Raw genomic sequence first — 20,369 nt, 5'->3', positions numbered from 1 at the left:
AATCCCGCAACAATGACTGATCTGACCAACCAGGACGCCGCCGCGCGCAATGCCGCCCAGCGCGTTCTGGCACTCACCGCCGAACTCAACCGGCACCTGCACGCCTACCACGTGCTCGACAATCCCACCATTCCCGACGCCGAGTACGACAAGCTGTTTGTCGAACTGCAAGCGCTGGAAGCGGCCCACCCCGAGCTGCGCGCGCCCGATTCGCCCACCTTGCGCGTGGGCGCGGCGCCCTTGCCGCAATTCGAGCAAGTCACGCACGCTGTGCCGATGTTGTCGCTCAATAATGGTTTCTCCGAGGACGATATCGTCCACTTCGACCGCCGCGTGCGCGAGGGCCTGGACCTCGACGGTGCCGACGTTGCCTATGTGGCCGAAGTGAAATTCGACGGCCTGGCCATCAACCTGCGCTATGAGCACGGCCTGTTCGTGCAGGCGGCCACGCGCGGCGATGGCGCCACGGGCGAGGACGTGACGGCGAATATCCGCACCATTTCCGGCATCCCGCTGCGCCTGCATGGCAAGAACGTGCCGGCGCTGCTCGACGTGCGCGGCGAAGTGATGATGTTCAAGGCCGATTTTGCCCGCCTGAATGAACGCCAGCGCGAGGCGGGCCAGAAGGAATTCGCCAACCCGCGCAACGCGGCGGCCGGCAGCCTGCGCCAGCTCGATTCGCGCATCACGGCCCAGCGCAAGCTGCGCTTCTATGCGTATGGCATCGGCGCCCTCGACGGCGCCGCCATGCCGGCCTCGCATTCGGCCTTGCTCGACTGGTACGAAACCCTGGGCATCCCCGTCTCGTCGGAGCGCAAGGTGGTGCAGGGCGCGCAGGGCTTGCTCGATTACTACGCCGATATCGGCGCGCGGCGTCCCGCCCTGCCGTATGAAATCGACGGCGTCGTCTACAAGGTGAACCGCACGGAAGACCAGCTGGAGCTGGGCTTTGTCTCGCGCGCGCCGCGCTTTGCGCTGGCGCACAAGTTCCCCGCCGAAGAGGCATTGACCGTGGTGCTGGGCATCGACATCCAGGTGGGCCGCACGGGTGCCATGACGCCCGTGGCGCGCCTGGCGCCCGTGTCGGTCGGCGGCGTGACGGTGACCAACGCCACCTTGCACAATGAAGATGAAGTGCTGCGCAAGGATGTGCGCGTGGGCGATACCGTCATCGTGCGCCGCGCCGGCGACGTCATTCCCGAAGTATTGTCCGTGGTGCTGGAAAAGCGTCCGGAACCGGCGCCGCTGCCGTTCAAGATGCTGGAAGCATGCCCCGTGTGCGGTTCGCACGTGGTGCGCGAAGAGGGCGAGGCCATCGCCCGCTGCTCGGGCGGCCTGTTCTGCTCGGCCCAGCGCAAGGAAGCGTTCCGCCACTTCGCGGGCCGGCGCACGATGGATATCGAGGGACTGGGGGAACGTTATATCGATACCCTGGTCGAACTCGAATACGTGCATGGCCTGGCTGACCTGTATAGCCTGACCCTGGACAAATTGCTGGAAATGAAGCTGCGTGCCGATGAGCGCGATGGTTCTACGCCGGAAACGGTGCAACAAGGCAAGATTCCCACCAAATGGGCGGAAAACTTGCTGGCGGGCATAGAGGCGAGCAAGCGGCCGCCGCTCGAACGCTTCCTGTTTGCGCTGGGCATCCGCCATGTGGGCGAATCGACGGCGAAGACCCTGGCCGAGTGGCTCGGCAGCCTGAACTATGTGCGGCGGGCGCCGGCGGCCCTGTTGCGCGTGCTGCCCGATATCGGCGGCACCGTGGCTGAATCGATCGCCGATTTCTTTGCCGAAGCGAAAAACCAGCAGGCGCTCGATGCCTTGCTGGCCGCCGGCGTCACGCCGCAGGGAGAACACGCGCCCAGCGCCAAGCTGCGCACGCAACTCGAGCAAACGAAGTTGCTGGCCGCGCTAGGCATTCCGAAACTGACGGAGCCGCGCAGCAAGCAGCTGGTGGAGCGGGGCGTGACGCTGGCCAGCCTGGCCGCGCAGGGCGCCAGCTTCCACGCGGGCTTGCCTGCCGCCGTGGCCGAAGCGCTGGCCGCCTGGCTGGCGACGGAAGAGAATGTCGCGCTGCTTGGTCAACTGGACGCCTTGCGTACTGAATTGCTGTCACAATTGCCCGAGCTGCCAGCCGCCGGTGGCAAGCTCGACGGCAAGACCTTCGTCCTGACGGGCACCTTGCCCACCATGGGCCGCGACGAGGCGGCCGCTTTGATCGAGGCGGCGGGCGGCAAGGTCAGCGGTTCCGTGTCGAAGAAAACCGGCTTTGTCGTGGCCGGTGCGGATGCCGGCAGCAAGCTGGCCAAGGCCCAGGAACTGGGCGTGGCCGTGCTCGACGAAGCCGGCCTGCTGGCCTTGCTGGCACAGGAATAGCGCGCTCATGATCCACGGTCATCGGTATACATTCAATATTTTGCAGATAGACCCATGAAGAAAATCAGAAAAGCAGTCTTTCCTGTCGCCGGCCTGGGCAGCCGCTTCTTGCCTGCCACCAAGGCGCAACCGAAGGAAATGCTGCCCATCGTCGACAAGCCGCTGATCCAGTATGCGGTGGAAGAGGCGGTGGCGGCCGGCATCACGGAAATGATCTTCATCACGGGGCGCAACAAGCGCGCCATCGAAGACCATTTCGACACGGCTTATGAGCTGGAAACGGAGCTGGAAGCGGCTGGCAAGCGCCAGTTGCTGGAAATGGTGCAAAACGTCATTCCCAAGCACATCAACTGCATCTACATCCGCCAGTCGGCGCCGCTGGGCCTGGGGCATGCCGTGCTGTGCGCGCGCCCCGTGATCGGCGACGAGCCGTTCGCCGTGCTGCTGGCGGACGACTTCATGGATGTGGAAGACGGCATGCGTCCCGTGCTGGCGCAGATGGCCGATGTGTTCCAGTATGAGAATTGCTCCTTGCTGGCCGTGCAGGATGTGCCGCGCGCGGAAACCCGGCAGTACGGCATCGTCAGCGCCCAGCATTACCAGCCCGACCTGGAACTGGTGTCGGCCATCGTGGAAAAGCCGGCGCCGGAAGAGGCGCCATCGACCCTGGCCGTCGTCGGCCGCTATGTGCTGACCAGCCGCATCTTCGACCACCTGGAAAACCTGGGCACGGGCGCCGGCGGCGAAATCCAGCTGACGGACGGCATCGCCGCCCTGATGCGCGAAGAGCGCGTGCTGGCGTACCGTTATACGGGGCAGCGCTATGACTGCGGCTCCAAGCTCGGCTACCTGAAAGCCACGACGGCGATGGGCATGAAGCATCCGGAAACGGGGGCCGCCTTCCGCCTGTACCTGCAAGAACTGCAATCGACACTGGATATCAAATGACGGTACGTGAAATTTTAAAGATGGGCGATCCGCGCCTGCTGCGCATGGCCGAGCCGGTACGTGAATTCGATACGCCCGAGCTGCATGCGCTGATCGCCGACATGTTCGACACCATGCACGCGGCCAATGGCGCGGGCCTGGCGGCGCCGCAGATCGGCGTCAACCTGCAGCTGGTGATCTACGGCTTCAAGCAGAACCTGCGCTATCCCGATGCGCCGCAAGTGCCGGAAACCGTGCTGATCAATCCGGTGCTGACGCCCTTGTCGGAACGCAAGGAAGAGGGCTTCGAAGGCTGCCTGTCCGTGCCCGGCCTGCGTGGCAGCGTGCCGCGCTGGAGCGAGCTGCACTATGAAGGCGTCGACCAGTTCGGCCAGCCCATCAGCCGCGACTGCGACGGCTTCCATGCGCGCGTGGTGCAGCACGAGGTTGATCACTTGCACGGCATTTTGTATCCGATGCGTATCGTCGACTTCACGCAGTTCGGATTTACGGAAGTGATGTTTCCGGACCTGGATCCGAACGACGACGATTGATCTGCGCCTGAGAAAACGTCCATGGCGGCGTTGCATTGCCTCGCCGCACTATTCGTACAGTCTTCGGCAATGCGCCTTGCCCTGAACGTTTTTCAGGCGCCTCGTGACTTTGGCTGTTAAACAAAAAATGGCCGCGCAGCATCAGCTGGGCGGCCATTTTTCATGCGTGCAGCGCACCTAGCGTACCTTGCGTCCGCTGCCCATGTTATCGAGCAGCATTTTCAATTCTTCCTGCATGGCGACCGACAAGTTCAGGAAGCGGCAGCCGATCTGCACTTGCTCGCCCAGCAGGAAGGAGCGGAAGGTGCGCGACAGGCGGATTTCCAGGTCGGCGATCATGACCTTGTCCGGCCCCAGCTCCAGCCGCACGCGCGACAGCTTGCGCCCCACGTACAGGCCGACCGTATCGCGCGGGTGGGCGCGCATGCCGATGCCGCCGGCGGAAAAATCATACAGCTGCAATTCGTAGGGACGCCCTTCGAGCACGAAGGCGGCCAGGTAGTACACGCCCAGCGGCGTTTCCAGGCGCGTCGATTCGCGCCGCTCGAGCACCAAGCAATGGCTGGGGAAGTTCGTCAGGTAGACGTTGGGCCGTTCGGGATAGGCTTGCCATTCGCCATTGATGGTGAATTGCAGCTTGGCGCTTTGCACCCACGACACGAAGGTGGCGCCGCCCGGGGGCAGGGTGGCGCCCTCGTTGAGTTCCAGCACGAATTGCGGCAGGTCATCGTCCACCGACAGGATGCGCGCCATGATGACGTCTTCGCCCTCCGTGGGATAGATGGAAATGGCGTCGCCGTTATCAGCCAGGCTGCACAGGGTTTCGCCGATATCCCATGGGTCGCTCATGTGGTGCGGCTTGGTGCCTGGCGCCATCGGCTCGGCCACGTCAGCCAGGCTGGGCGCGCCTTTGCGCAGGGGATTGGGAATGGGATCGTTCACGACGGCGTATCTCTTCTGTTCTAATGGGGAATAGTGTATAGGTTCAGGGCAATATTTGCTAAGCAAATCACAATAATTATCCTTGTGCCACTATATTCCTGCTACTTGTGTAGTCTGGCATGCCACGCGGCATGCCATCTTGATCTGCCACCATTAAAACTGTTCGTCGGCGCTCAGATAACGCCATTGGCCCGTCGGCAGGTCGCCCAGCTTGACCTTGCCGATGCGCACGCGTTTCAGCCCCAGCACTTTCAGGCCGACGGCTTCGCACATGCGGCGGATCTGGCGTTTCTTGCCTTCGCGCAAGGTAAAGCTCAGCTGATCCTCATTTTGCCAGCGCACCTTGGCCGGCAGCAGCGGCTTGCCATCGAGCCACAGGCCATGGTTGAGCTTTTTCAATTCGCTGTCGGGCAGGGTGCCGCCCTTGGTGTAGCTGACGCGCACCAGGTATTCCTTGTCGATATCGGTATCGTGGCCGATCAGCTGCTTGGCCACGCGGCCATCCTGCGTCAGCACCAGCAGGCCGACGGAATCGATGTCCAGGCGGCCGGCCGCCACCAGGCTGCGCAGCTGCGTGGGGTGGAACTGTTCCGGGCTGCGGTCTTCCGCCCAGCGGTTCTCGGCCTTGATCAGGGCCACGGCGGGCGTGTAGCCATCTTCGGCCTGGCCGCTGACATAGCCGACCGGTTTGTTGATGAGGACGGTGACGCGTTTCGACTGCTCGGCTGCCGCCTGGCGTTCCACGGTGACGCGCTGGCTCGGATAGACCTTGCTGCCCAGTTCGGACACCACTTTGCCATCTACGCGGACCCAGCCGCGCGCGATCCATTCATCGGCTTCGCGGCGGGAGCACAGGCCCAGTTCGGACATGCGTTTGGACAGGCGTAATAATTCTTCGGTCATGGTCTGTGTTTCACTAAATCAATAAGAGTAGGCGCTGCGCGGAAAGCTTCAGACCTTCAGCGCATCGAGTAAATCGGTTTCCAGCAATATCTGGTTACGGGCATTGTTGAGCGCGGGGCCGTCGACGAGGAAGACGTCTTCGACCCGTTCGCCCAGGGTCATGATCTTGGCCGTGTGCAGGTTGATGCGGTACTTGGTCAGCACATTGGCGATCGAGTACAGCAGGCCCGTGCGGTCGTTGGCGGCCACCGACAGCAGGTAGTACTGGCCCTTTTCGTCGGGCCGCAAGTCCACGGTCGGCTGGAAGGGGAAGGTGCGCGACAGGCGCGACAGCCGTCCCTTGCCCGGCGGCGGCAGCGGCGCCTGCGACTGCAGCAGTTCGCCCAGCTCGTGCTCGATCAGGCTGATGATGTCGCGATAGCTCTTGGCGAAGTTCTGCTCGGTGACGAGGAAGGTGTCGAGCGCATAGCCATTGCGTGTCGTGTGGATCTTCGCGTCGAGGATGCTGAAGTTCTTGCGGTCGAAATAGCTGCAGATGCGCGCGAACAGGTCGGGCTGGTCGGGAATATAGACGGCCACCTGCAAGCCTTCGCCGATGGGCGCCAGCCGGCATTTTACCACCGGCAACTTGCTGTCGAGCTTGTCATACAGCGAGCGCGTCTGCCAGGCGATGTCGGAGGCGTCGTGGCGCAGGAAATACGCGACGTCGAGCTGCTGCCACAGTTTCAGATGCGCGTCCGGCGGCAAGCCGTACAGGCGCAAGGTGGCCAGCGCTTCCTGCTGGCGGTTCTTCAGCTCGCGGTCGGCCGTGTGCGGTTCGCCGCCCAGCACGCGCAAGGTGATCTTGTACAGGTCTTCCAGCAGCTTGCCCTTCCACGCATTCCACACTTTCGGGCTGGTGCCGCGGATGTCGGCCACCGTCAGCAGGTACAGGCCCGTCAGGTGGCGCTCGTCCTTCACCACTTTGGCGAAGGCGGCGATGACGTCCGGATCGGACAGGTCCTGCTTTTGCGCCACTTGCGACATGGTCAGGTGATTTTCCACCAGGAAAGCGATGAGTTCCGTATCCTCGGCCGACAGGCCGTGGTCCTGGCAGAACTGGGTGGCGTCGGCCACGCCCAGCTTGGAATGGTCGCCGCCGCGGCCCTTGGCGATGTCGTGGAACAGGGCCGCCACGTACAGCAGCCACGATTGCGAGAAATCGGCCATCAGCTGGCTGCAGAACGGATATTCGTGCGCGTGCTCGCTCATGGTGAAGCGGCGCATATTGCGCACCACCATCAGGATGTGCTGGTCGACCGTGTACACGTGGAACAGGTCGTGCTGCATCTGGCCCACGATGCGGCGGAAATTCGGCAGGTAGCGCCCGAGGATGCTCATCTCGTTCATGCGCCGCAGCGCGTGAATGATGCCGACGGGCGCCTGCATGATGCGCAGGAAGAGGGCGCGGTTGACGGGGTCCTGGCGGAACGCGGCGTCGATCTTGAAGCGTTCGTGCCACAGGGCCCGCGTGGCGCGCGACGTCATGCCTTTCAGGGCCGGACGCTCCGTCATCAGGACGAAGATTTCCAGCATGGCCGACGGGGTTTGCTCGAAGGTATCGTCGGCGCTGATGTCGATCAGGCTGTTGACCTCATTGAAGCGCGCGTTGATGGGCACGGGCACATCGTCTTGCGGAAACAGGCGGGCTTCGATGTTTTGCAGCAGGATTGTGTTGAGCTGGGTCACCGTTTTGGCGGCCCAGTAATAGCGCTGCATGAGAAATTCGCTGGCGCGGCGCATGTGCGGCCCGCTGCCCGTCGCTTGCAGGCCCAGCGATTCGGCGATGGCCGTCTGCACGTCGAACACGAGGCGGTCTTCGCGGCGGCCCGCGTGCAGGTGCAGGCGCACGCGGATATCCTTGAAGGCGCGCTCTTTTTCCATCAACTGGCGCGCTTCCGTCAGGGTGATCAGGCCGCCCGTGGCCAGGGTGCGCCAGGAATTGGCCAGGCCGGCCGCCTTGGCTACCCACAGGATCACCTGCAAGTCGCGCAGGCCGCCCGGGCTTTCCTTGCAATTCGGTTCCAGGCTGAAGGCCGTGTCTTCATACTTGGCATGGCGCTGGCGCATTTCCGCCGTCTTGGCCTGGAAAAACGCCTGCGGGTCCATCGCCGCGTCGTAGCGCTGCTGCAGCTGCGCGAACAGCTCGGCGTTGCCGCACACGAGGCGCGCCTCGAGCAGGCTGGTTTGCACGGTGATGTCGGCCTTCGACTCGACCAGGCATTCATCGACCGTGCGGATGCTGTGGCCGATTTCCAGGCCCAGGTCCCACAGCAGCTGCACCAGTTCCTCGAGCTTTTCCTGCGTGGCCGGGTCCGGCGCCTGTTGCAGCAGGATCAGCAGGTCGACGTCGGAATAGGGAAACAGTTCGCCGCGGCCATAGCCGCCCACGCCCACCAGGGCCGTGCCTGGCGGCAAGCCAGCTTCCTGCCAGGCGCGCGCCAGCACGCCATCGACGCTGTGGCGCAGGCTGCGCAGCAGTTTTTCAGGCTTGCCATCGGCGTGGAAGGCGGCGATGACGACCTGGCGGTCGGCTTTCAGTTGCTGCTTCAGCTGTTCCCGAACTTGCTTTTTCATCTAGGCCCTGGGTGGCGGTGCGTGCGATTAAAAAATTAAGCCTTGTTCAGGATCAAGGCCGGTGGCGGCGGCATGCCTGGCGACACGGTCAGCACTTCATAGCCCGTTTCCGTTACCAGTACCGTGTGCTCCCACTGCGCCGACAGGCTGCGATCCTTGGTCTTGATGGTCCAGCCGTCGTTCATTTCGCGGATTTCGCGGCGCCCCGCGTTGATCATCGGCTCGACGGTGAAGATCATGCCCGCTTCCAGGCGTTCCAGCGTGCCTGGTTTGCCGTAGTGCAATACTTGCGGTTCTTCATGGAAGACCTTGCCGATGCCGTGGCCGCAGAATTCGCGCACCACGCTGTAGCCGGCTTTTTCCGCATGTTGCTGGATAGCATGGCCAATATCGCCCAGGTGGGCGCCCGGCTTGATCTGGTCTATGCCCAGCCACATGCATTCATATGTGATTTCCGACAGGCGCTTGGCCAGGATGGTCGGCGTGCCGACGAGGAACATGCGGCTGTTGTCGCCGTGATAGCCGTCCTTGATGACGGTGATGTCGAGGTTGACGGTGTCGCCGCTCTTGAGCACCTTGTCGCCCGGAATGCCATGGCAGATGACGTCGTTGACGGAGGTGCAGATGGCTTTCGGATACGGCGTGTAGCCGGGCGGGCAATAGTTGAGCGGGGCGGGGATGGTGCCCTGCACGTTGACCATGTATTCATGGCACAGGCGATCCAGCTCGCCCGTCGTGACGCCGACCTTGACGAATGGCGTGATGTAGTCGAGCACTTCGGCGCCCAGCTTGCCGGCGATGCGCATGCCTTCGATGTCGGCGGCGGAATTGATACGGATGGTGGACATGATGTTATTCGCAATCTGCAAGATATTCGGGTGAAAAGCACAGACGCGTCCCGGTTAACGGAAAAAGTCTGCAAATATGTCGAAATTATAAACGAGGCGCCCATGATCCGCCGCCTCCTTCCTGGGGGCGGGCGGCGATTTGTGCGGCAAAGCGCGCGCTGCACCAGCCTGGTGCGCCGGGGGCTTTTCCCTGCGCGTTAGATTTGCAGTGCGGACTTGATGCGGCGGGCATTTTGGTGTAGAATCCCGGGTTGCTTGAATTCTCTTTTAAGCAATGTAGTAAAACAGTGTCTTTAATTTATATAAACACGCGAATCCGGTCGACAAGGGTGCCTGTATGGTGACTGATCGGATTCCAGACCCAACCCTGGAGTTAATAATGTCCGTAACAATGCGCGAAATGCTGGAAGCCGGTGTCCACTTTGGTCACCAAACCCGTTTTTGGAATCCAAAAATGGCACCGTTCATCTTCGGCCATCGCAACAAGATCCACATCATCAACCTGGAAAAAACCATGGCGATGTACCAGGACGCAATGAAGCACGTGCGTCAACTGGCTGCAAACCGTGGCACCATCCTGATGGTTGGCACCAAGCGTCAAGCTCGCGAAATCATCGCTGCTGAAGCACAACGCGCTGGCGTGCCTTTCGTTGATCAACGTTGGTTGGGCGGCATGCTGACCAACTTCAAAACGATCAAAACCTCGATCAAGCGTCTGAAAGACATGGAAGTCATGGTTGAAGATGGTTCGATCGAGAAGCTGTCGAAAAAAGAAGCGCTGATGTTCTCCCGCGAAATGATCAAGCTGCAAAAATCGATCGGCGGCATCAAGGACATGGGCGGCATTCCTGACGCAATCTTCGTCGTCGACGTCGGCTACCACAAAGGCGCGATCACCGAAGCAGCTAAACTGGGTATCCCGGTCATCGGCGTTGTCGATACCAACCACTCCCCAGAAGGTGTGAACTTCGTGATCCCAGGTAACGATGACTCCTCGAAAGCCATCATGTTGTACGCTCGCGGTGTTGCTGATGCAATCATCGAAGGCCGTGCAGCTGCCGGTAACGAAGTTGTTGAAATGGTTAAAGCAGCCGCTGGCGACGAATTCGTCGAAGTGAACGAACAGGCTTAATGGCCAGGCTATCGCAGGATAGCCGTTTGTAAGCACAGCAGTAAGGGAAAAGGGGTGGCAGCAGCTCCCCCTTTTTTTTAACAAAAAAACGATAGTGACCGCAGGCGAGGCGTCAGCCCGGCCGCGACTATCGACTCACCGAATCAGGAGAAACACATGGCAGCGATTACAGCAGCGATGGTAGGCGAATTGCGCGGCAAAACCGACGCACCAATGATGGAATGCAAAAAAGCACTGACCGAAGCCGATGGCGACATGGCTCGTGCGGAAGAGATCCTGCGCGTCAAACTGGGCGGCAAGGCATCGAAAGCATCGGCACGCATCACGGCTGAAGGCGTCGTGGCAACCTACATCGCCAACGGCGTAGGCGCCCTGGTCGAAGTGAACTCGGAAACCGACTTCGTTGCGAAAAACGACGATTTCCTGGCACTGGCCAACAACGCTGCCCGTCTGGTAGCGGAACACAACCCAGCTGACGTTGCTGCCTTGCTGGCCCTGCCACTCGATGGCAAGACCCTGGAAGACGTGCGCGCTGCCCTGATCGGCAAAATCGGCGAAAACATGACCATCCGCCGCTTCCAGCGTTTCGAAACCAGCAACAAGCTGGCATCGTACCTGCACGGTTCGCGCATTGGCGTGATCGTCGAATTCGACGGCGCCGATGAGCAAGTGGGCAAGGACGTGGCCATGCACATCGCTGCAATGAAGCCGGTGTCGTTGTCGTCCGAGCAAGTTCCTGCGGAACTGATCGAAAAAGAGCGTTCGGTTGCACAACTGAAAGCCGAAGAAGACGCAGCCAAAGCGGCCGCCGAAGGCAAGCCAGCGCAATCGCCGGAAATCCTGGCCAAGCGCCTGGAAGGTTCCGTACAGAAGTTCCTGAAAGAAGTTTCCCTGCTGAACCAAGCTTTCGTGAAAAACGACAAGCTGTCGGTTGAGCAAATGCTGAAGGCGGCTAACACCAGCGTCAAAGGTTTCGCCATGTACGTAGTGGGCGAGGGCATCGAGAAGAAGCAAGACGACTTCGCAGCAGAAGTCGCAGCACAGATGGCTGCCTCCCAGGGAGCGTAAGTAAAGCGGGCCGAGAGGCCCGTTTTTTTGGCCCGCCCGCACCTGTCGTGCCGGGCGGCGGCATGGGCAGCCCCGCGCGCCTATCCGGCGCTGCAAGGCGCTGCGCCATGTCATACTCGAATAACCTCATTTATGGAGCCCCAGCTCATGTCAAAACCAGCCTACAAGCGCGTCCTCCTCAAGTTGTCCGGCGAAGCCCTGATGGGCGATGATCCCTACGGCATCAACCGCGCCACGATCGAGCGCATGGTGGCCGATGTGGCCGAGGTGGCGAAGTTGGGTGTGGAACTGGCAATCGTGATTGGCGGCGGCAATATCTTCCGCGGCGTCGCGCCTGGCGCGCAAGGCATGGACCGTGCCACCGCCGACTACATGGGCATGCTCGCCACCGTGATGAACGCGCTGGCCCTGGCTGACGCCATGCGCCACGTCGGCATCACCGCGCGCGTCATGTCGGCCATCGGCATCGAACAGGTCGTCGAGCCGTACGTCCGCCCGAAAGCCCTGCAGTACCTGGAAGAAGGCAAAGTGGTCGTCTTCGCCGCCGGCACCGGCAATCCGTTCTTCACGACCGACACGGCAGCTGCCTTGCGCGGTTCCGAGATCAGCGCCGAGATCGTCCTGAAGGCCACCAAGGTCGACGGCGTCTACACGGCCGATCCGAAGAAGGATCCGAACGCCACCCTGTTCCACACGATTACGTTCGACGACGCCATCGCCAAGCACCTGCAAGTGATGGATGCCACGGCATTCGCCCTGTGCCGCGACCAGAAATTGCCGATCAAGGTATTTTCGATCACCAAGCCCGGCGCGCTGATGCGCGTCATCATGGGCGAGGACGAGGGCACTCTGGTACACGTATAAGCGAGCGCCGAGAAACCGTCCTTGGCGGCGTTGCTCCACCTTGCCGTATTATTCGTGCTGGCTGCGGTGTCGCGCCTTGCCCTGAGCGGTTTTCGGCACGCTGGACGGGCGCCAGCCGTTCTGTATGTAGAAGCACATTTAAGATTATTTATCACTAACAACGCCTGATAACACCGTCGCGAGCGGATGGCAGGGGTGGCCGGGAAGCGCAGCCGTACCAAGGTACGGTGAGCATCGCTGGCCGCCTGTGCCGACGCGCAGCAGGTTTTGACAGGCGTCACCACAGGAGAGCAGCATGTCCTTAGCTGACGTTAAAAAGAACACCCAGGAACGCATGACGAAGTCGCTGGAAACGCTGAAGGCCGACCTGGCCAAGGTACGTACCGGCCGCGCGCATACGGGTATCCTGGACCACGTGATGGTCGATTACTACGGTTCGCCGACGGCGCTGACCCAGGTTGCCAACGTGACCCTGATCGACGCGCGCACCATCGGCGTGCAGCCATACGAGAAAAAAATGGCCACCACCGTCGAAAAAGCCATCCGCGACGCCGACCTGGGCCTGAACCCATCGGCGCAGGGCGACATGATCCGCGTGCCGACTCCGCCGCTGACGGAAGAGCGCCGCAAGGAAATGGTCAAGCTGGTCAAGAGCGAAGCGGAAGACGCGAAAATTGCCGTGCGTAATATCCGCCGCGATGCAAACGAGTCGCTGAAAAAACTGGTCAAGGAAAAAGCCTGCTCCGAAGACGACGAGCGCCGCTCGTCGGAAGAAGTGCAGAAGCTGACGGACAAGTTCATCGCCGACATCGACAAGATGGTCGTCGACAAAGAAAAAGAAGTGCTGACCGTCTAGTTTTCAGCTTCTTCCAGACTGCCCGGGAAAGCATGGCTTTTCCGGGCAGTGCTATTTGGCGCATAATAGCTATCTTTTATTTTTGGCATTAACGTTTTCATGATCTATTCGAGTTCGACAACGGCAGTACCCGAGGTGGGCACGGTGCCGCGCCATGTGGCAATCATTATGGATGGCAATGGTCGCTGGGCAACCAAGCGCTTCCTGCCCCGCGTGGCCGGTCACGTCAAGGGCGCCGAGGCCGTGCGCGGCGTCGTCGAGGCGTGTCTCGCACGGGGCGTCGGCTACCTGACCCTGTTTGCCTTCAGTTCGGAAAACTGGCGTCGCCCGGAAGAGGAAGTGTCGATGCTGATGCGCCTGTTCGTCACCATGCTCGAACGCGAAGTGGTGAAGATGCATGCCAATGATATCCGCCTGAAAGTGGTGGGCGACCTGTCGCGCTTCAATGAGCAGCTGCAATCGCTGATCGCCGATGCCGAGCGCAAGACGGCGCGCAACACACGTCTGACGGTGACCATCTGCGCCAATTATGGCGGACGCTGGGACATCATGCAGGCGGTGAATAAAATGACGGTAGAGCCAGCCACCAGTGGCCAGGCTGCCGGACATGCCTACACGGAAGAGCAGCTGGCGCCGCATCTGGCGATGGCGTATGCGCCCGAGCCTGACCTGTTTATCCGCACGGGCGGCGAACAGCGTATTTCCAACTTCCTGCTGTGGCAACTGGCGTACACTGAGTTGTTTTTTACCGATACCTTCTGGCCCGACTTCAATGGCGACAGCCTTGACGCGGCAATCGCCTCTTACCAGCAGCGCGAACGGCGCTTTGGCCGTACCAGCGCGCAATTAACCGAAAAGACAAACTGATGCTGAAAACACGGATAATCACCGCCCTGGTCTTGTTGGCGGTCTTGCTGCCGGTTCTGTATCTGAATTATTTCCCCGCCTTCGCCGTGATCGCCACGGCGTTCTTCGGCGCCGCCGTCTGGGAAAGCTTCCGCATCTTCAAAAATCGCCAGGCGCTGCTGATCGCCGCCGTCTGGACCGCCGCCTTCGCCTATACGTTTTTTGTCGGCAACGGCATGGCGCAGCTCAATTTCTGGTTCGCGCTCTGCGTGGCCATCTGGCTGATCCGTTTCGTGCCGTCGCTGGCGACGGGCTTGCCGCCGACCGAGGGCCTGGGCAATACCTTGCTCAGCCTCGTGTATCCGGTGACCATCGTCGGCTGCTTCGTCGCCATCATCGCCTTGTTCCTGCATAGCCCTTTGTACCTGCTGTCCGTGATGGCCCTCGTATGGATCGCCGACATCGGCGCCTATTTCTCGGGCAAGGCTTTCGGCAAGCGCAAGCTGGCGCCAAGTATTTCCCCAGGGAAATCCTGGGAAGGTGCCATCGGCGGCGGCATCGCCGTGCTGGTCATCGCTGCCATCACCATCGTTGCCGCGCCATCGCTGCCGGTCCTGCAAGATACCTTCGCCGTGCAGCTGCAACTGCGCCGCGGCTGGCTGGTGGCCTTGCTGGTGCTGCTGCTGGTCGTTGCCGCCAGCATCGTCGGCGACCTGTTCGAATCCCAATTGAAACGCCGCGCCGGCATCAAGGACAGCAGCAACCTGCTGCCTGGCCATGGCGGCGTACTTGACCGTATCGACGCGTTGATCCCGGTCTTGCCGTTCGCCGCCCTGGTGGCCAGCTGGCTTTAAGGAACTCTTTCATGCAATACATCACCATCCTTGGTGCGACCGGCTCGATCGGCGTCTCCACGCTGGACGTGCTCGCGCGTCATCCCGATCAATACAGCGTGTACGCGCTGAGTGCGCACAGCAAGGTGGCCGAACTGGCCGCCCAATGCGTGCAGTTCCGTCCGCAGCGCGCCGTCGTTGGCACGGCGGCCGCCGCGCTTGAGCTGACCCGTCTGCTGCGCGGGCAGGGCGTGTCCACCGAAGTCGAGTACGGCGTGGACGCCCTGTGCGCCATCGCCAGCGCGCCGCAGGTCACGGGCGTGATGGCGGCCATCGTCGGCGCGGCCGGCCTGGCGCCCACCCTGGCGGCGGCACGTGCCGGCAAGAAAGTATTGCTGGCAAACAAGGAAGCGCTCGTCATGTCCGGCCAGCTGTTCATCGATGCCGCGCACGACAACGGCGCCGTGCTGCTGCCGATCGACAGCGAGCACAATGCCATCTTCCAGTGCCTGCCGCATGGCCATGGCCGCGCGCCTGGCGCCGCTGGCGTGGCGAAGATCGTGCTGACGGCTTCCGGTGGCCCTTTCCTCACGCGCGACGTCGAGACGCTCGACAAGGTCACGCCCGAGCAGGCGTGCAAGCATCCGACCTGGGCCATGGGGCGCAAGATTTCCGTCGATTCGGCCACCATGATGAACAAGGGCCTGGAAGTGATCGAGGCGCACTGGCTGTTCGGCGCGCCGGCGGAGCAGATCGAGGTGCTGATCCACCCGCAAAGCGTGATCCATTCGATGGTGTCGTATATCGACGGTTCCGTGCTGGCCCAGCTGGGTAATCCGGACATGCGCACGCCGATCGCGCACGCGCTGGCCTATCCGCAGCGTATCGCTTCCGGCGTGGCGCAGCTTGATCTGGCGCAAGTGGCCACCCTGCAGTTCGAGCGTCCCGATTTCCGCCGTTTCCCCTGCCTGGCGCTCGCGTATGATGCCTTGCGCGCGGGCGGCACGGCGCCGGCCCTGCTGAACGCGGCCAATGAAGTGGCCGTGCAAGCCTTCCTCGACCTGCAGATCGGCTTCCGCCAGATCGACCGCGTGATTGCGCATGTGATCGAGACTGTGCCGCATGGCGCCGCTTCCAGCATCGAGGCCGTGATCGAGCAGGACCGCCTGGCCCGGGTGGCGGCGCAGGCGTATATCGCCGGCAGGCTGGCCGCATGACGCTCATTACCACCTTGCTGGCGTTTATCGTCGCGCTCGGTTCGCTGATTACCCTGCATGAGCTGGGCCACTACCTGGTGGCGCGCTGGTGCGGCGTGAAAGTGCTGCGTTTTTCCATCGGCATGGGGAAAGTGGTGTATTCGCGCAAGTTTGGCAAGGACCAGACGGAATGGGCCATTTCCGCGCTGCCGCTGGGCGGCTATGTGAGCATGCTTGACAGCCGTGCGCAGGACTTGAGCGGCTTGCCGGAAAGCGAATTGCGCCGCGAATTCACGCGTCAGAGCGTGTGGCGCCGCATCGCCATCGTGGCCGCCGGCCCGCTGGCCAATTTCCTCGTCGCCATCGTGCTGTACGCGGGCCTGTTCATGCATGGCATTGAAGAGCCATCGAGCAAGCTCGGTCCCGTGGCGGAACAGACGGCCGCCTACACGGCCGGCCTGCGCAGCGGCGACACGGTCGAGACCGTGAATGGCAAGGCCGTGGCCAGCTGGTCCGAGCTGCGCTGGGAACTGATCCAGGCCGCGCTCGACAAGCAGCAGGCGCGCATCGAAGTGCGCCGGCCCGACCGCGGCGTGCAGGAAGCGAACCTGCCGACGGCCAGCCTGACGGAAGCGGATCTGGAAGGCGACGTGCTGGGCAAGCTGGGCCTGACCCTGGCCCGTTCTGCGCCGACCATGATGGAAATCATGCCCGGTGGCGCCGCCGCGCGCGCCGGTTTGCAGAAGGACGACCAGATCCTGGCCATCGACGGCAAGCCCGTGCAGGACGTCGCTGCCATCATCGATATCCTGAGCCGCACGCCGGGCCGGACCCTGCAATTGCAACTGCTGCGTCAAGGGCGGGACTTGAACCTGTCCATCACGCCCGAAGCCGTGCCGGGCGCCGGTGCCGGGGGAGCTGTAACAGTTGGTAAGATCCAGGCGAAGCTGGGCCAGGTGCCGGATATGATCACCGTGGCATCGGGACCGTTCGCCGCCGTGGGCAAGGCCACCACCAAGGTATGGGATACCAGCGTGATGAGCCTGAAAATGCTGGGTAAAATGATCACCGGCCAGGTTTCGCTGAAGAATGTGACGGGGCCGATTACCATCGCCGATTACGCGGGCCAGACGGCGCGCATCGGCCTGATAAGCTACCTGAGCTTCATCGCCTTCATCAGTATCAGTCTGGGCGTGATGAATTTGCTACCCATTCCTGTTCTGGATGGCGGGCATTTGCTGTATTATTCGCTGGAAGTTTTGACCGGACGCCCCTTGCCGGAGCGCGTAGGCGAGATTGCCCAACGCCTGGGGATCGGTCTGTTGCTGACCTTGATGGTGCTTGCCGTCTTCAATGACGTATTGCGGCTGATTAATTAAAGCGATGGTTGATGCCATTGAGTGAGTCGCACAAGCAATCTTTTGTGTATGTTGTCCATTGATTTACCATTGAATAACCCCAATGAAATTACATTCTGCTCGTTTTGCCTTGCCTTCCTTTCGCCGCAGCCTGATCGGCGCTGCCGTCATGGCCTTCTGTGCCGGCCACGCGCTGGCCGTCCAGCCGTTCACTGTCAAGGACATCCGGGTCGAAGGGATCCAGCGTACCGAAGCGGGCACTGTCTTCAGCTACCTGCCGGTGCGGGTCGGCGAGACGTTCTCCGACGAGAAGAGCGTTGCCGCCATCAAGGCCCTGTATGCGACGGGTTTCTTCAAGGATGTGCGCCTGGAAGTCGATGGCGACGTGCTGGTGGTGCTGGTCGAGGAACGCCCGGCCATCGCTTCGGTGGAATTTACCGGCACCAAGGAATTTGAAAAAGACGTGCTGGTCAAGGCACTCAAGGAAATTGGCGTGGGTGAAGCCAAGATCTTCGACAAGGCGTCCGTCGACCGCGCGGAACAGGAACTCAAGCGCCAGTACCTGTCGCATGGCCTGTACGGCGTGAAGATCACCACCACCGTCACGCCGATCGAGCGTAACCGCGTCAACGTGGTATTCGCCGTCGACGAGGGCGACGTGGCCCGCATCAAGCAGATCAACATCGTCGGCAACAAGGCGTTTTCGGACAAGGAATTGCGCGAGCAGCTGGCCCTGAATACGGGCGGCTGGTTCAGCTGGTACACCAAGGCCGACCAGTATTCGAAGACCAAGCTGACGGGCGATATCGAATCGCTCAAGTCCTACTACCTCGATCGCGGCTATATCGAGATGCAGGTCGATTCGACCCAGGTCTCCATCACGCCCGATAAAAAAGATATCTACCTGACGATCAATATCACCGAAGGCGAGAAATACAAGATCGCCGGCACCAAGTTCGAAGGCGAGATGTTCGGCCGCGAAGAAGAACTGAAGGCGCTGAACCTGATGCGCGAAGGCGAGATCTATTCCGGCGCGCGCCTGACGGCGACGAACAAGCGCATCCAGGACCGCCTGGCCACGTTCGGCTACGCCTTTGCCAACGTCAACGCCAATCCCGAGATCAACCGCGAAAAGCATGAAGTGGGCTTTACCTTCTTCATCGATCCGGGCAAGCGCGTCTACGTGCGCCACATGAATATCGCCGGCAATACCACCACGCGCGATGAAGTCATCCGCCGCGAATTCCGCCAGTTCGAATCGTCCTGGTACGACAGCAACAAGATCAAGCTGTCGCGCGACCGCGTCGACCGCCTCGGCTACTTCAAGGACGTGACCATCGACACGCCGGAAGCGCAGGGCACGAACGACCAGGTCGACGTCAACGTGACGGTGGTGGAAAAACCGACCGGCAACTTCCTGATCGGCGGCGCCTTCTCGCAATCGGAAAAATTCACGCTGTCGGCCTCGATTTCCCAGGCCAACTTCGCCGGTAGCGGCAACACGGTCGGCATCGAACTCAATACCAGCCATTACAGCCGCACCATCGCGTTTTCGCAAACCAATCCGTATTACACGGATGACGGCATCTCGCGCAGCTTCGAAGTCTACCTGCGCACGACGGAACCGCCGGCGCTGAACATCGGCAGCTACAAGATCAAGCAGACCGGTGGCCGCGTCAGTTTCGGCGTGCCGTTCTCGGAAATGGATACCGTCTTCTTCGGTATCGGCGCCGAGCGCTCGCGTATCGAAACGGATCAAACCAGCCCGCTGCGCTTCCGCCAGTATGTGATCGACAACGGCGGCCCGTCCGATGGTATCGGTTCGGCCACCACCAACTCGATCCCGCTGACGGCCGCATGGCAGCGCGACAGCCGCGACAGCGCCCTGACGCCATCGATCGGCCGCTACCAGCGCATCAATCTGGAGGCTGACCTGATCGGCGACCAGAAATACTTCCGTGCCATCTATGAGCACCAGTATTTCCGTCCGCTGTTCAGCAAGGTCACGCTGGCCCTGAAGGGCGAGATCGACTACGGCCATGGCATCGGCAACCACGTCTATCCGGTCTTCAAGAACTTCTACGGCGGCGGTATCGGTTCCGTGCGCGGCTACCTGAGTTCCTCGCTGGGCGCGGTCGAGCCGTCCACCAACGATGCACTGGGCGGCGCTTCGCGCCTGATCGCCAACGCGGAGCTGCAGATGCCATTCCCCGGTTCGGGCAATGACCGCAGCCTGCGCTGGTTCGGTTTCCTCGACGGCGGCCAGGTCTACCAGGAAGGCGAAAAAATGCGTATTTCGCAAATGCGCTATTCTGCTGGCTTGGGGATCAGCTGGATTTCACCGGTGGGCCCGCTCAAGCTGAGCTATGCCAAGCCGCTGAACGCCAAGCCGACCGACCGCCTGGAGCGCTTCCAGTTCCAGATGGGTACCGGTTTCTAACCGGCCCTCTGGACCCGGGCGCCAGCTTTTACTTTTTGACCATGGAGTATCATGAACACCGCATCCGCTACCCTGCCCAAGTCCCTTGCCGTGATTGCATTGTGCTGGAGTTCGCTGTTGCCGGTGCAGGCGCAGGCTCAGGAGTCGAAGATCGCCTGGATCAGCAGCGAACGTATTTATAACGAATCGAGGCTGGCCAAGCTGGCCAGCGCCAAGCTGGCCGAAGAATTCCGCTCGCGCGAAAAGGCCGTGCAGGAACTGGCTGCCCGCTTCAAGGTGGCCAACGAGGCCCTGGAAAAGGACATGCCGACCCTGAGCGAGGCGGAGCGCGCCAAGCGCCAGCGCGAATTTTTCGAGCTGGACAAGGAATTGCAGCGCCGCCAGCGCGAATTCCGCGAAGACCTGAGCCAGCGCACGAATGAAGAGCGCAGCGCCATCGCGGAAAAAGCCAACACCATCATCCAGCAGATGGCGCATATCGAAGGGTATGACATCGTGCTGCAGGAAGCCCTGTGGGCCAGTCCACGCATCGACATTACCGACAAGGTCTTGAAGGCGCTGGACAAGTAACTGTAATAGTTTTACGCCTGACAGTGCATGCGCTGCG

Annotated in this window: 17 protein-coding genes; 13 read left to right on the top strand and 4 right to left on the bottom strand. The window is 61.5% G+C overall.

The window, feature by feature from the left end:
- The first annotated feature begins 12 nt into the window (after positions 1 to 12).
- The 3 genes from ligA to def are packed head-to-tail and all read left to right on the top strand — an operon-like array spanning position 13 to position 3,860.
- Positions 13 to 2,379 (top strand): NAD-dependent DNA ligase LigA, encoded by a 2,367-nt coding sequence (gene ligA / locus O0880_RS14830; RefSeq protein ID WP_289887148.1) that lies wholly within the window; start codon positions 13 to 15, stop codon positions 2,377 to 2,379.
- Positions 2,380 to 2,433: 54 nt separating this feature from the next.
- Entirely contained in the window at positions 2,434 to 3,327 is an 894-nt protein-coding gene (gene galU, locus O0880_RS14825; protein ID WP_071324030.1) for a UTP--glucose-1-phosphate uridylyltransferase GalU, read from the top strand.
- Complete coding sequence (gene def, locus O0880_RS14820; protein ID WP_071324029.1) at positions 3,324 to 3,860, top strand: peptide deformylase; 537 nt, start codon at positions 3,324 to 3,326, stop codon at positions 3,858 to 3,860. The genes galU and def overlap by 4 nt, the downstream gene beginning before the upstream one ends.
- 177 nt (positions 3,861 to 4,037) lie before the next feature.
- On the opposite strand, the gene O0880_RS14815 is transcribed toward def, so the two are convergent.
- The 4 genes from O0880_RS14815 to map all read right to left on the bottom strand — a co-directional run bounded on the left by O0880_RS14815 (position 4,038) and on the right by map (position 9,169).
- The gene (locus O0880_RS14815; RefSeq protein ID WP_083411866.1) at positions 4,038 to 4,802 is read right to left on the bottom strand and encodes a PilZ domain-containing protein; all 765 of its coding nucleotides are present in this window, start codon (positions 4,800 to 4,802) and stop codon (positions 4,038 to 4,040) included.
- Positions 4,803 to 4,955: 153 nt separating this feature from the next.
- Positions 4,956 to 5,705: a pseudouridine synthase gene (locus tag O0880_RS14810; RefSeq protein ID WP_034752263.1), complete on the bottom strand. Its 750-nt coding sequence runs from the start codon at positions 5,703 to 5,705 to the stop codon at positions 4,956 to 4,958.
- A gap of 48 nt (positions 5,706 to 5,753) precedes the next feature.
- Positions 5,754 to 8,321, bottom strand: a complete 2,568-nt coding sequence (locus O0880_RS14805) for a [protein-PII] uridylyltransferase (protein WP_071324028.1) — start codon at positions 8,319 to 8,321, stop codon at positions 5,754 to 5,756.
- A 35-nt stretch (positions 8,322 to 8,356) separates the two neighbouring features.
- Positions 8,357 to 9,169: a type I methionyl aminopeptidase gene (map, locus tag O0880_RS14800; RefSeq protein ID WP_071324027.1), complete on the bottom strand. Its 813-nt coding sequence runs from the start codon at positions 9,167 to 9,169 to the stop codon at positions 8,357 to 8,359.
- Positions 9,170 to 9,548: 379 nt separating this feature from the next.
- Here map and rpsB point away from each other — a divergent pair, with 379 nt between their 5' ends.
- The 10 genes from rpsB to O0880_RS14750 all read left to right on the top strand — a co-directional run bounded on the left by rpsB (position 9,549) and on the right by O0880_RS14750 (position 20,332).
- Positions 9,549 to 10,301, top strand: a complete 753-nt coding sequence (gene rpsB, locus O0880_RS14795; RefSeq protein ID WP_071077760.1) for a 30S ribosomal protein S2 — start codon at positions 9,549 to 9,551, stop codon at positions 10,299 to 10,301.
- A 156-nt stretch (positions 10,302 to 10,457) separates the two neighbouring features.
- Complete coding sequence (tsf, locus tag O0880_RS14790; protein WP_071324026.1) at positions 10,458 to 11,369, top strand: translation elongation factor Ts; 912 nt, start codon at positions 10,458 to 10,460, stop codon at positions 11,367 to 11,369.
- Between the two features lie 147 nt (positions 11,370 to 11,516).
- Positions 11,517 to 12,233 (top strand): UMP kinase, encoded by a 717-nt coding sequence (pyrH, locus tag O0880_RS14785; protein ID WP_034752258.1) that lies wholly within the window; start codon positions 11,517 to 11,519, stop codon positions 12,231 to 12,233.
- A 295-nt stretch (positions 12,234 to 12,528) separates the two neighbouring features.
- Positions 12,529 to 13,089 (top strand): ribosome recycling factor, encoded by a 561-nt coding sequence (gene frr / locus O0880_RS14780; protein WP_046684961.1) that lies wholly within the window; start codon positions 12,529 to 12,531, stop codon positions 13,087 to 13,089.
- 99 nt (positions 13,090 to 13,188) lie between these two features.
- Positions 13,189 to 13,956, top strand: coding sequence for a polyprenyl diphosphate synthase (gene uppS, locus O0880_RS14775; RefSeq protein WP_071324025.1), 768 nt, complete (start codon positions 13,189 to 13,191; stop codon positions 13,954 to 13,956).
- Positions 13,956 to 14,789: a phosphatidate cytidylyltransferase gene (locus tag O0880_RS14770; protein WP_141168853.1), complete on the top strand. Its 834-nt coding sequence runs from the start codon at positions 13,956 to 13,958 to the stop codon at positions 14,787 to 14,789. The genes uppS and O0880_RS14770 overlap by 1 nt, the downstream gene beginning before the upstream one ends.
- An 11-nt stretch (positions 14,790 to 14,800) precedes the next feature.
- Positions 14,801 to 15,985 carry a 1-deoxy-D-xylulose-5-phosphate reductoisomerase gene (gene ispC, locus O0880_RS14765; protein ID WP_289887142.1) on the top strand — a complete coding sequence of 395 codons (1,185 nt, stop codon included), beginning with the start codon at positions 14,801 to 14,803 and terminating at the stop codon, positions 15,983 to 15,985.
- Positions 15,982 to 17,343: an RIP metalloprotease RseP gene (gene rseP, locus O0880_RS14760; protein ID WP_289887141.1), complete on the top strand. Its 1,362-nt coding sequence runs from the start codon at positions 15,982 to 15,984 to the stop codon at positions 17,341 to 17,343. Before ispC ends, rseP begins: the two co-directional genes overlap by 4 nt.
- A gap of 82 nt (positions 17,344 to 17,425) precedes the next feature.
- The gene (gene bamA / locus O0880_RS14755) at positions 17,426 to 19,762 is read left to right on the top strand and encodes an outer membrane protein assembly factor BamA (protein ID WP_071324021.1); all 2,337 of its coding nucleotides are present in this window, start codon (positions 17,426 to 17,428) and stop codon (positions 19,760 to 19,762) included.
- 51 nt (positions 19,763 to 19,813) lie between these two features.
- Positions 19,814 to 20,332, top strand: coding sequence for an OmpH family outer membrane protein (locus O0880_RS14750; RefSeq protein ID WP_071324020.1), 519 nt, complete (start codon positions 19,814 to 19,816; stop codon positions 20,330 to 20,332).
- Positions 20,333 to 20,369 lie beyond the last annotated feature (37 nt).

The organism is Janthinobacterium sp. SUN118 (genome assembly GCF_030397695.1).
GTDB lineage: Bacteria > Pseudomonadota > Gammaproteobacteria > Burkholderiales > Burkholderiaceae_D > Janthinobacterium.
This window is presented reverse-complemented; position numbering and strand designations above follow the sequence as displayed.

What these genes read in the sequence shown, in the direction of transcription:
- ligA (WP_289887148.1), top strand. Translation starts at nt 13, where the DNA reads ATGACTGATCTGACCAACCAGGACGCCGCCGCGCGCAATGCCGCCCAG.
- galU (WP_071324030.1), top strand. Translation starts at nt 2,434, where the DNA reads ATGAAGAAAATCAGAAAAGCAGTCTTTCCTGTCGCCGGCCTGGGCAGC.
- def (WP_071324029.1), top strand. Translation starts at nt 3,324, where the DNA reads ATGACGGTACGTGAAATTTTAAAGATGGGCGATCCGCGCCTGCTGCGC.
- O0880_RS14810 (WP_034752263.1), bottom strand. Translation starts at nt 5,705, where the DNA reads ATGACCGAAGAATTATTACGCCTGTCCAAACGCATGTCCGAACTGGGC.
- O0880_RS14805 (WP_071324028.1), bottom strand. Translation starts at nt 8,321, where the DNA reads ATGAAAAAGCAAGTTCGGGAACAGCTGAAGCAGCAACTGAAAGCCGAC.
- map (WP_071324027.1), bottom strand. Translation starts at nt 9,169, where the DNA reads ATGTCCACCATCCGTATCAATTCCGCCGCCGACATCGAAGGCATGCGC.
- rpsB (WP_071077760.1), top strand. Translation starts at nt 9,549, where the DNA reads ATGTCCGTAACAATGCGCGAAATGCTGGAAGCCGGTGTCCACTTTGGT.
- tsf (WP_071324026.1), top strand. Translation starts at nt 10,458, where the DNA reads ATGGCAGCGATTACAGCAGCGATGGTAGGCGAATTGCGCGGCAAAACC.
- pyrH (WP_034752258.1), top strand. Translation starts at nt 11,517, where the DNA reads ATGTCAAAACCAGCCTACAAGCGCGTCCTCCTCAAGTTGTCCGGCGAA.
- frr (WP_046684961.1), top strand. Translation starts at nt 12,529, where the DNA reads ATGTCCTTAGCTGACGTTAAAAAGAACACCCAGGAACGCATGACGAAG.
- uppS (WP_071324025.1), top strand. Translation starts at nt 13,189, where the DNA reads ATGATCTATTCGAGTTCGACAACGGCAGTACCCGAGGTGGGCACGGTG.
- O0880_RS14770 (WP_141168853.1), top strand. Translation starts at nt 13,956, where the DNA reads ATGCTGAAAACACGGATAATCACCGCCCTGGTCTTGTTGGCGGTCTTG.
- ispC (WP_289887142.1), top strand. Translation starts at nt 14,801, where the DNA reads ATGCAATACATCACCATCCTTGGTGCGACCGGCTCGATCGGCGTCTCC.
- rseP (WP_289887141.1), top strand. Translation starts at nt 15,982, where the DNA reads ATGACGCTCATTACCACCTTGCTGGCGTTTATCGTCGCGCTCGGTTCG.
- bamA (WP_071324021.1), top strand. Translation starts at nt 17,426, where the DNA reads ATGAAATTACATTCTGCTCGTTTTGCCTTGCCTTCCTTTCGCCGCAGC.
- O0880_RS14750 (WP_071324020.1), top strand. Translation starts at nt 19,814, where the DNA reads ATGAACACCGCATCCGCTACCCTGCCCAAGTCCCTTGCCGTGATTGCA.